Genomic DNA, 306 nt, shown 5'->3' with positions numbered 1-306 from the left:
TCGAGACCAGGACGTTGATAGGTCAGGTGTGGAAGTGCAGTAATGCATTAAGCTAACTGATACTAATTGCCCGTACGGCTTGTCCCTATAACCTTGACGGTTATACGCATTTACTCAATGATGAGTTACCCCTAAGTACTTTACTTCTCCCAGATTCGCTGCGCAGCCGATGGCTGCGCGGCATACAAGTCAAAGCTTGATGACCATAGCAAGTCAGTCCCACCCCTTCCCATCCCGAACAGGACCGTGAAATGACTCTGCGCCGATGATAGTGCTGCAACCAGTGTGAAAGTAGGTTATCGTCAA

Annotated in this window: 2 rRNA genes; both read left to right on the top strand. The window is 49.0% G+C overall.

The window, feature by feature from the left end:
• Positions 1-87 (top strand): 23S ribosomal RNA (locus GJ699_RS33990); the annotation flags it as partial.
• 108 nt (positions 88-195) lie between these two features.
• Positions 196-306, top strand: a 5S ribosomal RNA gene (rrf, locus tag GJ699_RS33985); the annotation flags it as partial.

Source organism: Duganella guangzhouensis, assembly GCF_009674535.1.
GTDB lineage: Bacteria > Pseudomonadota > Gammaproteobacteria > Burkholderiales > Burkholderiaceae_D > Rugamonas > Rugamonas guangzhouensis.
Note: the sequence above shows the minus strand (reverse complement) of the source record. Positions and strands in the feature narration are given on the sequence as shown.